11 protein-coding genes and 1 CRISPR repeat array are annotated in these 12786 nt (G+C 40.7%); of the genes, 5 read left to right on the top strand and 6 right to left on the bottom strand.

Going from position 1 to position 12786, the window contains the following annotated elements; genetic code table 11:
- Positions 1–64: 64 nt before the first annotated feature.
- Complete coding sequence (locus FBB35_RS27760; RefSeq protein ID WP_174712327.1) at positions 65–928, top strand: NAD(P)-dependent oxidoreductase; 864 nt, start codon at positions 65–67, stop codon at positions 926–928.
- A gap of 604 nt (positions 929–1532) precedes the next feature.
- Here the strand turns inward: FBB35_RS27760 and FBB35_RS27755 are convergent.
- Positions 1533–1907 (bottom strand): hypothetical protein, encoded by a 375-nt coding sequence (locus FBB35_RS27755; RefSeq protein ID WP_174712326.1) that lies wholly within the window; start codon positions 1905–1907, stop codon positions 1533–1535.
- Between the two features lie 728 nt (positions 1908–2635).
- Between FBB35_RS27755 and FBB35_RS27750 the strand changes: the two genes are divergently transcribed.
- The 3 genes from FBB35_RS27750 (at position 2636) to FBB35_RS27740 (ending at position 6508) form a co-directional block, all read left to right on the top strand.
- Entirely contained in the window at positions 2636–3919 is a 1284-nt protein-coding gene (locus FBB35_RS27750) for a type IV pilus twitching motility protein PilT (RefSeq protein WP_174712325.1), read from the top strand.
- 189 nt (positions 3920–4108) lie between these two features.
- Positions 4109–4876 (top strand): circadian clock KaiB family protein, encoded by a 768-nt coding sequence (locus FBB35_RS27745; protein ID WP_174712324.1) that lies wholly within the window; start codon positions 4109–4111, stop codon positions 4874–4876.
- Positions 4877–5029: 153 nt separating this feature from the next.
- A CRISPR array of direct repeats spans positions 5030–5285; the repeat unit is 34 nt; unit sequence AAATTGCAATCAAATAAAATCCCTATTAGGGATT.
- Between the two features lie 156 nt (positions 5286–5441).
- A protein-coding gene (locus tag FBB35_RS27740; protein WP_174708235.1) for an ISKra4 family transposase occupies positions 5442–6508 on the top strand; the annotation gives its coding sequence in 2 pieces (ribosomal slippage) (positions 5442–5598 and positions 5598–6508; 1068 coding nt in all).
- 238 nt (positions 6509–6746) lie between these two features.
- Here FBB35_RS27740 and FBB35_RS27735 read toward each other — a convergent pair.
- Positions 6747–7370 (bottom strand): class I SAM-dependent methyltransferase, encoded by a 624-nt coding sequence (locus FBB35_RS27735; RefSeq protein WP_174712323.1) that lies wholly within the window; start codon positions 7368–7370, stop codon positions 6747–6749.
- 94 nt (positions 7371–7464) lie between these two features.
- Here FBB35_RS27735 and hemH point away from each other — a divergent pair, with 94 nt between their 5' ends.
- Positions 7465–8631 (top strand): ferrochelatase, encoded by a 1167-nt coding sequence (gene hemH, locus FBB35_RS27730; RefSeq protein ID WP_174712322.1) that lies wholly within the window; start codon positions 7465–7467, stop codon positions 8629–8631.
- 124 nt (positions 8632–8755) lie between these two features.
- Here the strand turns inward: hemH and FBB35_RS27725 are convergent, their stop codons facing one another.
- The 4 genes from FBB35_RS27725 to FBB35_RS27710 form a co-directional block, all read right to left on the bottom strand.
- Positions 8756–9310, bottom strand: a complete 555-nt coding sequence (locus FBB35_RS27725) for a DUF4126 domain-containing protein (protein WP_174712321.1) — start codon at positions 9308–9310, stop codon at positions 8756–8758.
- 360 nt (positions 9311–9670) lie between these two features.
- Complete coding sequence (gene purB / locus FBB35_RS27720; RefSeq protein WP_174712320.1) at positions 9671–10966, bottom strand: adenylosuccinate lyase; 1296 nt, start codon at positions 10964–10966, stop codon at positions 9671–9673.
- A gap of 40 nt (positions 10967–11006) precedes the next feature.
- Positions 11007–11558, bottom strand: coding sequence for a DUF421 domain-containing protein (locus FBB35_RS27715; RefSeq protein ID WP_174713791.1), 552 nt, complete (start codon positions 11556–11558; stop codon positions 11007–11009).
- A 165-nt stretch (positions 11559–11723) separates the two neighbouring features.
- Positions 11724–12731: a YihY/virulence factor BrkB family protein gene (locus FBB35_RS27710; RefSeq protein WP_174712319.1), complete on the bottom strand. Its 1008-nt coding sequence runs from the start codon at positions 12729–12731 to the stop codon at positions 11724–11726.
- Between the last annotated feature and the right edge of the window lie 55 nt (positions 12732–12786).

The raw sequence follows: 12786 nt of genomic DNA, 5'->3' as shown, positions 1-12786 counted from the left end.
CTCTGAGTGTAAAATATAAGCCTGCTGTAGAAAGGTATTTTTCTTGAGCGGTTTACGATTAGACATGAAAAAATTGTTAATCACCGGGGCAAGTGGTTTTTTAGGATGGCATCTTTGCCAGCTTGCCAAACAAGAATGGGAGATTTATGGCACTTATTTATCCCATCCTTTAGAGATTCCTGGTATGAAGATTTTAAAAGCAAACTTAGCAAATTTTCAGGAATTTAAACGCATATTTAATGATGTCAAACCAGAAGCGGTTATTCATACTGCTGCACATTCGCAACCAAATTTTTGTCAAACAAACCCCAAAGAATCGCACGCAATTAATGTTATAGCATCTTGCAATATTGCCGCACTTTGCGCGGATAACTCTATTCCTTGTGCTTTTACTTCAACTGACTTAGTTTTTGATGGCTTAAATGCTCCCTATCAAGAAACAGATGCTGTGTGTCCCGTTAATCTTTACGGTGAGCAGAAAGCTATAGCTGAAGCAGATATGCTAGAAAGATATCCCATGACCGCAGTGTGTCGGATGCCGTTGATGTTTGGTGCAGAAACACCTACAGCAAAAAGCTTTATTCAGCCATTTATTCAAACTTTAACAGCAGAAAAAGAACTCAATTTATTTATTGATGAATTTCGTACACCAGTAAGTGGAACAACTGCCGCCAAAGGACTTTTATTAGCATTAGAAAAAGTTAATGGCATTATTCACTTAGGTGGCAAAGAGCGAATTTCGCGTTATGATTTTGGAAAAATATTAGTAGAAGTATTGCAACTTCCAACCATCGGTCTTAAATCCTGCCGACAACAAGATGTGAAAATGGCAGCGCCTAGACCAGCAGATGTTTCTTTGGATAGTTCTAAAGCTTTTGCATTGGGGTATCAGCCTTTATCTTTAAAAGAAGAATTGGAAATGCTATAGTTGCTGGTACTTAAACAATGGGATTTAGACAAGAATTCAGCCCATCAGCAAGTAGAGCAATTTCTAGACTATTTGGTGGACAATTGCTTGATCTTTATTCCGCAGATTCAATAAGAATCACTTCCTCTCTAGGGATATATCTACCGCCATAAGCAAAACGCACTTTTCCATCTTGGGCAATATCATTGATTTCCTCTCCCTTGGGATTCCATCAATTAGGCGCATCAATCCAGGCCCATCTGTCACCTATTTTAAGTCTTTGTATTCGACTTGCAGTTTCCTGGCTCCAATCTTTTATTGGGTTGAGTATATTGTAAGGAATTATTTCTGTCTTAATTCTCTTTATCCAAGAGGTATTACCTTCTTCTTTTCCTAATTCAGTCTTTTTGCATGAGCTTGTCGTAGATATAAACAGGACTTACGCAACTGGCACAATGCGATCGCTAATCAATAGTACGTATGTATTGAGTTGGTAAAAATGTATTTTATTGGCTTGACTCGACTTAGTAACAATAATTAATGATGTATATCACATGCTTAGAGAGCATGAAAAAACCCGGCTTAACCGGGCAGACGCACTGTTTGTCGTATTTACCTGTGATGACTATATTTTAATCTCACAAGTTAAAGGGCAAGCAGCATAAACAGTAGTCTGCATTTGGTCTGCCTCTCCATGTAACCAGCTTAACCATTTAACTTCACTGGGATGAACTCCTTTAATAGTTAGCACACCCGCAGCAAATACAACTGCCATGACATTAAACATGATTAAAGCACCTGCTACAAGCAAAACAGCACTAACAGGCATCACAGATTGTAAGATGATCGATAACAGACATCCAACCGTAGCCATCAAGACAACTAATGGAAAACCGACAACCAACAAACATACTGCTAATGTAAAAGTCCATATTAAAAAGCTTTTAATCATCAACAAGGAGTAGGTCTTTCCTAGATTAGAGCTTTGAGCAGAAACCATGACTTTTCCTCCCAAAAAATACACAGCAAATTTTAATTTCAGTCATATCTCGCTTTTGGCAAGTTAACTGATTTGTTTCTCAGTGAAATTCAGTATATAAAAACTAATCGGGAAAATGAGCATTTGTTTACTAAAGTTTACAGTTAGTTTTTTGTAATTGTGGATATAAAATCAAGTTTCTATCTATTAGAATAACTTGCTTTCTGCATCTATCTTCAGATATATAACCTAAAAGGTACGGGCTTTTAACGTTGATCCCCAGATATTGCTCCTACCAAGCTTAACATTTCTTATAAAAATTGATAGCGCTTCTCATAATTGATAGATGGGCTGAATAAATGAATAGTTAGTATTTGTGCTGTTAATTGCTTGCAATTTGTATTCAGGTCCAAGATAAATTTCTCATCTAATGGCTGAGAATATTTATATTTTACTAAAAGTATTATAAAGCACTATATAATCTCTGGATTTTTGCTGAGGCGTTCTAAGCTATTAGGTGTGTTAACCATTATATTAGGTTAAATAATTTTTCTAAATCTTCTGAATAGCGGAATCTTAGGAAAAAAAGATACCAGTTTAGGTGGATGAAATGGATTGACCGTGGTTCTAGATTTTCAATCGCCTTTTATCACCATTAAGGCTTGCACGCAAGCATTTTCCAAAGTCATCAAAGTAAGTGACTTGACTTCTCACTAATTCAAATTTTTACCTGCCAAATGTGAAGATATATGACAGAATCACAGTCTCCATCAAATTCTAGCCCTGTTACCGAACGTAACTTGCCCCCAATGCCCCCAATGCCGCCACCTCCGCCAACCTTTAGTACGCAGAGGCAGATGACACAAACATTGGATATGTCAATGGATAAGAGTACCAACACGCCTGTTGCAGGTCATCGTCCGGTTAGTCCACCGCCAATACCTAGTTCAGTTCCCCCTAAAACTAGCAGTGCGGGACCCACTTTAGAGAAGTTAATCAGGGAAGCTTACGATCAGGGATATTCTGACTTGCACTTAGGTGTAGGTGAAGTACCCCGCTTCCGCAGCCGAGGAGAAATTCAATCATGGGATTATCCAGAAGTAGATAAAGAAGCCTTTATGAATTGGTTGCGGGAGGTAATGAGTGAGGCGGAAATTCAGCGCTTTGAAGAACACTTAGAATTTGACGGAGCAACTCAATATGACTTTGCTCGCGTGCGGATTAATGTTTTTGGCACTCTTAGAGGACCTGCGATGGTGTTGCGGTTGATTCCTCTGAAAATCTTAACTATGGAACAGTTGAGATTACCCCCAGTTTTTCGGGATATTTGTCATCACCACAAAGGTTTAATTTTGGTAACTGGGCCCACTGGTTCTGGTAAGTCCACCACAATGGCAGCGATGGTTGACTACATCAATAAGGAGATGGCCAAGCATATCATTACCATTGAAGACCCAATAGAATTTATCCATCAAAGCCGCAAATCTCTAGTCAAACAACGGGAAGTGGGAATGCATACCCGGAAATTTGACAACGCTTTGAAAGCAGCTTTGCGGGAAGATCCAGATTTGATTCTGGTGGGGGAAATGCGGGATAAGGAAACAGTTAACACCGCCCTAAAAGCTGCTCAGACTGGTCACTTGGTCATGGGAACCCTACACACCAATAGCGCGGTTAAAACCATTGAACGGATTCTCAACCTCTACTCTGGTGACGAACAGGATGCAATGCGGGTAGCAATTTCTGAGTCTTTAGTATCGGTAATTGCTCAAGGTTTGTGCCGCACAACTGACGGGAAGCGAGCTGCTTTCCACGATGTGCTGATCAATACTGAGGCTATTAAAGAATGGATCAAAGACGGTAAATATGATGAAATTGGCGAGTTGATGAAACAAGCTAGCTTTGATGGCATGATTACGATGAATCAATCATTGCTCAATCTCTATCAAGAGGGCCGCATCACTGAAGAAACTGCTTTGGAAATGTCGCCAACTCCTAATGAAATGGCACAGTTTCTCCGAGGTAGAGTTTAAGATTTGAGTATTGGGAATTGGGCATTGAACATGAAGAAGAGACAAGGAAGAGGGGGGAGACAAGAGAGACTTGTTCAATAATTCCCCCTTGTCTCCCTGCTTCCCCCACTCCCAAATATCTTTGTCATCCTGGTTACGGTTATAGCTAAGGTAAAAGAGAGAATTTTTACTTTTAGCTTCCTAGCCTTTGTGAATAACTTGACAACAAACAAACTATCCACACCCCAGTTGTTTAAAGGCATTGCCCTATTTACACCTGGAGGAGATTTAATTTACTGCATTGACCCTAGCAAACAAGGTCGATGGCACTTGCATTTGTGTTCGGCTTTGCAAGAAATTCTAGATTTGCCAGAGCCACCGCACTTTTTAGTGCCTTGTTATACTGCGACTATTGACCATTGGTTAGATCCGCGCACTCAACAAGTGCGAACTTTTGCTGAAGCTTATCCGGCTGTAATTAGACATCAAGCTTTGCTTAATGCCATTTTTGGTACAGGGGAACTAGTATGGCAAGCTGCTCCTTGGCAAGAGGGGTTGTGCGATCGCATGGTATTAACATCTTATCGTTCTTCATTTGGGCAGCTTTGGGAAGATCACGATTTAATTGTTCGTCTAGACCTTTCTGAACCTGTGCCAAAATACCACCAGCCAGTAATAGTACAAAAAAAGGAAGTCATCACACAAGGCTATGTTCTCCGCTTGTTTGTTGCCGGACATAGCAGTACCACCGAACGCATCCTGCAAAATTTACATGAATTGTTGGAGCGATCGCTTGGACATCCTTATACTTTGAAAGTAATTGATGTTTTAAGTCATCCAGAACAAGCAGAACTCAACCAAGTTTCTGCAACTCCTACCCTTGTCAAAGTTTGGCCGCACCCAATTCGGCGAATCGTTGGAGAGTTGGATCATGTAGAAAAGATTTTACAGATGTTAGCTACTAAGGAAAAATTTTAAGTTTTATAACGAAATTGAGCGTCAAAAGTAAAATGCAGAGGTTTGAGATGTGGCAATTGTTTTTGCTAGAAATCAAAGAAAGTCTGTAGTAAGCTCATGGTTTGTGAACTGCTTTGCAATACACCAGAGCAGAAGCGAAAGGCGGTTTCGGTCAAATTGCAATCAAATAAAATCCCTATTAGGGATTGAAACGACGCTACGCGCAGGTTAACCAAAAGCAAATTTTAGGAATTGCAATCAAATAAAATCCCTATTAGGGATTAAAACCCATCATCATGATTTGTTGCGATAAACACGGGAAATTGCAATCAAATAAAATCCCTATTAGGGATTGAAACATGTCTGTTACTTCAAAAGATGCAGGAACTATAAATTGCAATCAAATAAAATCCCTATTAGGGATTAAAACGAGCAGTACAGACAAATTAAATTGCAGCAGTCTTAGAGGTTGTTTGAAAAGTAGTATATTGTGATTTTAATCGAATTATTACCGGGAGCATCCCAGTTTTTTGCAAAGAAGACGAAAATCAGTCAGGATAGGTAAGACGAGTGTATTTACTTACCGATGACCCCAGAACAAAAGCAAGCTCTTCAAAAACATATTCAGGCGATTGCTAAAATATTGTATGAAGATACGTCAAAAGAAAAGCTCACAAATCTTGCAGCAATTGAAGAAGCAGTGCGGAGTCAAATGCAGAAGCATGTTATGCCAGAAGTAGGGGTTTTTTTATCGAAACGATTACAGGGACAACCGCAGGATACCAACGACGGCTCAAAAGCATTCTTGGAGAGTTAGCAATAACGAGCAAACAAGCCATTGAATTAGAAGTCGCACCAAGTACTCAACTGAGTCCATATCTAGAAACTTGTTGTTTGAGGGTAAGTGCGAATGTCAGCTATGAAGATGCGGCATCAGACATCAAGTATTTTACGGGCATAGAGGTTTCTCACAGCAGTCAACAGAGATTAGTGCATCGCCAGAATTTTGAGTTGCCAACACCAGAACAGACAATTGAAGAATTAAGCGTCGATGGTGGAAACATCCGTGTCCGAACTCCTAAAGGTCAAATATGTGCATGGCTTGGCTATAAAGCAATTAGCTTACATCATCTCGGAATCTTGGGAACTTCATTTCAGAATAATCAGATTGTGATTGATTGGGTTAATGACCAACCACTGGCTAGCCCACTCACTTGTATTGGTGATGGACATGACGGCATTTGGAATATAATTGACCAATTAGCACCTGATGCACAACGTCGAGAAATACTTGATTGGTTCCATTTAATAGAAAACCTCCACAAAGTTGGGGGTTCACAAAAACGCTTGAAACAAGCACAAAATCTACTATGGAAAGGCCAAGTTGAGGCTACTATTGCCTTATTTACAGATTGTAAAGGCAAACAAGTACAAAACTTTTGCCGTTATCTTGATAAGCATCGCAATCGCATTATCAACTACGAATATTATCAAGCTGAAGAAATTTGTTCAATTGGTTCAGGTTCAGTTGAATCTGCCGTTAAACAGGTTGACCGTCGAACAAAAATTTCCGGGGCACAATGGAAACGAGAAAATGTGCCTCAAGTCCTAGCCCATCGCTGTGCTTACCTCAATGGATTATTGTCAGTTTGAGCCACTTTAAAAAGTGAGATGCTCCCATTATTACCCCCTTAATCCCCCCTTATAAAGGGGGGAAACAATAAAATCCAGTTCCCTCCCCTTTATAAGGGGAGGGTTAGGGTGGGGTAAAAAAATTTTATACATCAATCATGACTTTTCAAACATCCTCTTATCGCAATCAAACAAAAGACCTATTAGGGAGAGAAGCTTTTTTCTAAGAAAAAGTTACAGCGATCGCCTTGATTATATCTCACTTCCTTGCCTGTATAACTTGTAAACTACCACCTGCATATAAAATTGGCTTACTAACATCAAACCCAGTCTCAGTTAACAATCCAGCCAAATCAGTTTTCAACAATTGCCAAGCTGTTTCCGTCTCAAACAACAACAAAAACAGTGATATTCCAGGCCACAATATCGAATTTCTTGGAGCGTGAAAATCCACCAGCGTAAATACTCCTCCTGGCTTCAGCACCCGATAAACTTCATTAATAATTTTTCGTAATTGCTGAGGCTGCATCTCGTGTAATGCAACGCTGATATGCACCAGATCAAACAGATTATCTGCAAATGGCATCTCCTCGGCAAAAGCTTCAACATAAGACGCTTCAGGTACATTTAGCCGTGCCCGTTGCAAAGACTTAGGTGAAGCATCTAATCCTGTTACATTTTGTGAAAGTTTTACTAAAAATTGTGTCGTTTGACCACTGCCGCAACATAAATCTAAAATCTGAGTATCTGAATGAATTGTTAAGGCTTGCAAAGCAAGTTGCCGAAAACGGGCTTCACCACCTACACTTAAGGCTGCTAAACGAGAAATACTATCATAAAGCCACTGATAGCGGTAACTCCAATCTCTTAAAATTGTTGCCATTGCATATTTCCTTGCTATTAAGCTTTATTATTTAATAAAGATATATTGTTAACATTAGTAAAAAATCTGAAAAGATTGGGGGAAAGTAACAGCTATGGGTCGTGTAGGCGTATTATTACTCAATCTCGGTGGCCCTGATAAGCTAGAAGATGTCGGGCCGTTTTTGTATAACCTATTTTCCGATCCAGAAATTATTCGCCTACCGTTTCGCTGGTTGCAAAAACCCCTAGCCTGGTTTATCGCCTCACGGCGAACCAGAACATCTCAAGAAAATTATAAGCAAATCGGTGGTGGTTCCCCATTGCGGCGGATTACAGAAGCGCAAGGGGAAGCTTTAAAAGAACAATTGGGTTATTTAGGGCAAGAAGCCAATATCTACGTGGGAATGCGTTATTGGCATCCCTATACAGAAGAAGCGATCGCACAGATCACTCAAGACAATATAGAACACCTGGTAATATTACCACTATATCCACAGTTTTCTATCAGTACTAGTGGCTCCAGCTTCCGGCTTTTAGATAAACTTTGGCGTGAAGACCCAAAACTTCAGCCCATTGAATACACCGTTATTCCTTCTTGGTACAAACAACCGGGCTACCTCCAAGCAATGGCGGAACTGATAGCCCAAGAACTTGAGCAGTTTCCTAATCCAAACGAGGTTCATATATTCTTCAGCGCTCACGGCGTTCCGAAAAGCTACGTTGAAGAGGCTGGCGACCCTTACCAGCAAGAAATTGAGGAATGTACTGCTCTGATTATGCAGACTCTCAATCGTCCCAATGCCCACACCTTAGCTTACCAAAGTCGTGTCGGCCCAGTCGAATGGCTCCAACCCTATACTGAAGATGCGCTTAAAGAACTAGGCGCACAAGGCGTGAAAGATTTGGTTGTCGTACCTATCAGTTTTGTCTCAGAGCATATTGAAACACTGCAAGAAATTGATATTGAGTATCGGGAAGTAGCAGAGGAATCAGGAATTCACAACTTCCGCCGCGTTCCTGCTCCCAATACCCATCCAGTATTTATTAATGCACTTGCAGACTTAGTAATTGATGCGCTGAAAAACCCCAGTTTTAAGCTTTCGCAAGCTGCCCAAATGAAAAAAATGGTGAAAATGTACCCCCAAGAGCGTTGGGAATGGGGTCTAACCACTAGCGCTGAAGTCTGGAATGGTCGGATTGCCATGCTGGGCTTTATTGCCTTAATCATCGAGTTGGTTACTGGTCACGGCTTCTTGCACATGATTGGGCTTTTGCAGTAAAGGGAATTGATGCATTGGGAATTGGGATTGAACATGAAGAAGAGACAAGGGAGACAAGAGAGACTTGTCCCCTAGCCTCCCCCTTGTCCCCTTGCTCCCTTGCTTCTTCCCCATTCCCAATGCCCTATGCCCTATGCCCTATGCCCTTATTGTGATACCAGTCATACCACTGCTTGGCGCTACAAACTGCAAACCAAAGCATTATTAAAGCAATTAATCCTCCTTGCCAGGGAGCATCAAAGGCAAAAAGGACTAGAGCAATGCATAAGGTATCTTGAAGAAATACTGCCCACAAAGGTAAGCCACGTAACCGATAGAACCAACCAACTTGAACTAGCTGGAGTACTAAAGCTAAGGAACCGCCAATACAGGCAATTAGCCAGTTTGGTGTTGCTGTGGCATTAGCGACTGCTAACCCCATAATTGCCCCGACGATGGGAGACATGAATAACTGAACTAGTTGTAGTAATCTTTGCCCCCATAGCTTTTTTGAGGCTAATAATTCAAATAAAGACCAAAAGGTGAGGCAGCCTAACAATATTGGTGGGGAAATGTGAGATAAAATTGGGACTTGTGACCATAAGTTACTACCCTGCAATAGTCCAATAATTAGCAAAGGTATGCCTATTCTCATTCCTGCTGCGGCAGAGGCAGAAAGTGTGGCTAGGATTTCAATCATTAAGGCACTCGTAGCACTAACAAATAAGTAAGTATTTGTTATGTATACTACCCAGTCATCGGAATAATTCCAGCATCAAACATCCAGCCTTCAGCAATGCAATACTAAAGATTGTTGATATTTTTATATTCTTTTTTAACGTGGGTTCAATGGTTAATACAGCGTATTTAAGGTAAATCAAGTACATGGGTTAGTAGCACAACATATTGTGTCCCTACGATTATCTTTACGCAAAACTACACACAGTAGGGCAATTCATGAATTGCCCATACCTGAAAACAAGGGTTTTGGCTATTGTTTATTTTTTGAGTCTAAAAGTTTGTAGTAAGCGCTTAAGCGCTCACTACAAGCCAATCAATTCTAAATTTCTAATCGTTGGTAAACTTCTTCTAAATGCTGGAGATGCTGCTGGGGGTCAAAACAGACTTCTAGTTCTGCTGGAGACAACTTTTGAGTAACGCGAGGATCTTTGCTAATTAAGTCCTGGAAATTTCCTCCTGGCTTGTTCCAAGCGACGTGAGCGCTTTCTTGAACGATCGCATAAGCTTCTTCACGGCTGCTTCCCTTGTCTATCAAGGCAAGTAGCACTTTTTGGCTGAACACAACGCCACCATAACAGTTGAGATTGCGTTCCATATTTTCAGGATAGACCAACAGGTTTTTCACCAAGTCGGTTATTTCTGACAACATAAAATGCGTCAAAGTACAAGCATCTGGCAAAATTACCCGTTCTACAGAACTGTGGGAAATATCCCTCTCATGCCAGAGAGCAACGTTTTCCAAAGCTGCGCCGGCATGACTTCTCACCAGTCGCGCCATTCCCGTCAGCCGTTCCGAACGGATGGGGTTACGTTTGTGTGGCATGGCTGAGGAGCCTTTTTGACCTTTGGCGAAGAATTCTTCAACTTCCAAAACGTCTGTTTTTTGCAGATTGCGAATTTCTACAGCAAAACGTTCGATAGATGCTGCTACCAAAGCTAATTGTTGCACGTAGTCAGCGTGGCGATCGCGGGAAATAACTTGTGTTGAGGCCGTATCGGGCTTGAGTCCGAGTTTTTGGCAAGCGATCGCTTCTACACGAGGTTCAACATTGGCATAAGTTCCCACTGCACCAGAAATCTTTCCCACGGCAATGGTTTGGCGGAGTATTCTCAAGCGTTCTTGGTGTCGCAACACTTCTGCTAACCAACCAGCTAGTTTAAAACCAAAAGTAATCGGTTCAGCGTGAATACCATGCGATCGGCCAGCCATGACTGTATGACGATGTTCCCGTGCTTTTTCACGAATTACTTGAATCAAGTCTTCTAGACGTTGCAATAACAGATCCAGGCTGGCAACCAATTGCAGTGCTAAAGCTGTATCCAAAACATCCGAACTGGTTAAACCCAGGTGAATGTAGCGTCCAGCATCTCCTACATATTCATTGACATTTGTCAAGAAAGCAATTACATCGTGGCGGACTACAGCCTCAATTTCTAACACTCGCTTGGGGTCAAAATCTGCCTTAGCCTTAATTTCTTCAACCGCCTGAGATGGAATGTAACCTAGTTCAGCTTGAGCCTCACAAACAGCAATTTCGACTTGCAGCCAAGTTTTTAGTTTATAGGCTTCACTCCATAGATTAGCCATTTCGGGCAAAGTATAGCGCTCAATCACAATTCGGCACAGAATACAACCGTCATATTTTACAGTCTAATTAATGTAGATCAATTTTTAATGCTGTTTTTGGCTCAGGGACAGAATTAGTTTTTGAGTCAAAGGTGATGATGCTAATTCTACCGTCAGCCTCCATATATGCAAACTTCACATCGGCTAAAAATTCCACACCTTGCTGACGTAACTTGCTCATCAACTCATCGTCTGTAATTAACTCTCGTTGCAAATGACGCTGAATCATCCGACCATTTTTTACCAGTAGTAACGGTGGCTGATTCATAAAACGTTGGAACTGGGGTATTTTGTAGCCTAACCAGTTCAACAAATAACTCCAAAAAATCACAGTTCCTACTAGGATAGCGCCTTCAGTAATAGATGTATAATTACTTGCCATAGCATTTTGGGCAGCTTCAGCAAATAGCACAACTACGAGTAAATCAGTAATTCCTAGTGTTCCTAGTTGGCGGCTAGGAAGGAAGCGTAACACTGAAAACAGGGCTAAGTATACTAGTGATCCTCGGATAATCAACTCAAAGACGCTGATGCTAGGAACAAAGATTGCCTGCCAATCGATAAAAAACCATTTTTCCATTAGCACTGATTTTCTTCCTTTTTCAATAGACTTCTGGAAAAAATCCAGTATCAGGTTATTTATCTGCGATCTAATTTCATAAAACTGATTTTTATTAGAGATTAAATACTTCAATATTTATCAGGCTTATAAACATATAATTCCACTATTAAGGGATTAATATCGCTAATTTCTTCTTCTATTTTTTAATCGCTTGGGCTTTTTGAAAGACTGGAATAAGCGATTAATCAAGTTAGAAGGTGGCTTTTTATTAGTGGATGATTGCCTGGTTGGAGCCTTGCCATTATATTCCGTTTTATCAGATAAAGGGATGGCATGTTTCGTTGGGGTTATGCCGCTTCCATACCTTCTAGCATAAACTTGGGTAAATTCCGCACCAAAGAAAAGAATCTGCGTGGCATAGTTAACCCAAGCTAAAATCACCACCAGCGAACCAGCAGCACCATAAGTTGATCCAAAACTGCCATTCCCTAAATATTGTCCTAATAAAAATCTTCCAATAGAGAATAAAACTGAGGTGAGAGAAGCTCCAACTAAAACATCACTCCAAGCAATTTTGACATCTGGTAAAACTTTAAAAATTAGTCCGAATAGAACTGTAGTTATAGCAAAAGAGAGAAGAAAATTGACAAATTGCCAAAGAAAATCAACACCTGGTAACAAGTTACTAAAATATGTTACTAATGTTGTCAAAACTGTACTAATTACCAGAGAAACTAATAGTAAAAAGCCAATGCCTATCACCATTGCAAAAGACAAAATACGTAGGCGAATGATGTTATTTACGCCGCGTCCGGGTTTGGGTTTCACTTCCCAAATCGTGTTCATAGCATCTTGCAACTCGGTAAATAAACCAGTAGCACCCACTAGTAGAACTACGACACTAATGATAGAAGCGATCGCTCCTGTTTTTGGTTGGTTAGCATTCTGAATGGCTGATTCGAGAAACTTTGCGCCTTCTATCCCGACTAAACCTTGAATTTGACCGACAATTTGACCCCTTGCCGCTTCTTCTCCAAATACTGCCCCTGCGATCGCAATTACAATAATTAACAACGGTGCAATAGAAAAAATTGTGTAATAAGCCAACGCCGCCGCTAACCGTGACGCTTTATCCTCACTCCATTCTTTAAATGTCTCTTGGAACAATTTCCCAATCGCCTGCAAATTCATCCAACCAGTCTCCTTGTAAGAGGATATCGCTTACTCCCTGATATATTTGATACTT

Source organism: Nostoc sp. TCL240-02, assembly GCF_013343235.1.
Taxonomy (GTDB): domain Bacteria; phylum Cyanobacteriota; class Cyanobacteriia; order Cyanobacteriales; family Nostocaceae; genus Nostoc.
Note: the sequence above shows the minus strand (reverse complement) of the source record. Positions and strands in the feature narration are given on the sequence as shown.

Bases quoted from the DNA above. Each gene is read 5' to 3' on its own strand.
- FBB35_RS27760 (WP_174712327.1), top strand. From the start codon at position 65: ATGAAAAAATTGTTAATCACCGGGGCAAGTGGTTTTTTAGGATGGCAT.
- FBB35_RS27755 (WP_174712326.1), bottom strand. From the start codon at position 1,907: ATGGTTTCTGCTCAAAGCTCTAATCTAGGAAAGACCTACTCCTTGTTG.
- FBB35_RS27750 (WP_174712325.1), top strand. From the start codon at position 2,636: ATGACAGAATCACAGTCTCCATCAAATTCTAGCCCTGTTACCGAACGT.
- FBB35_RS27735 (WP_174712323.1), bottom strand. From the start codon at position 7,370: ATGGCAACAATTTTAAGAGATTGGAGTTACCGCTATCAGTGGCTTTAT.
- hemH (WP_174712322.1), top strand. From the start codon at position 7,465: ATGGGTCGTGTAGGCGTATTATTACTCAATCTCGGTGGCCCTGATAAG.
- FBB35_RS27725 (WP_174712321.1), bottom strand. From the start codon at position 9,310: ATGATTGAAATCCTAGCCACACTTTCTGCCTCTGCCGCAGCAGGAATG.
- FBB35_RS27715 (WP_174713791.1), bottom strand. From the start codon at position 11,558: ATGGAAAAATGGTTTTTTATCGATTGGCAGGCAATCTTTGTTCCTAGC.
- FBB35_RS27710 (WP_174712319.1), bottom strand. From the start codon at position 12,731: ATGAATTTGCAGGCGATTGGGAAATTGTTCCAAGAGACATTTAAAGAA.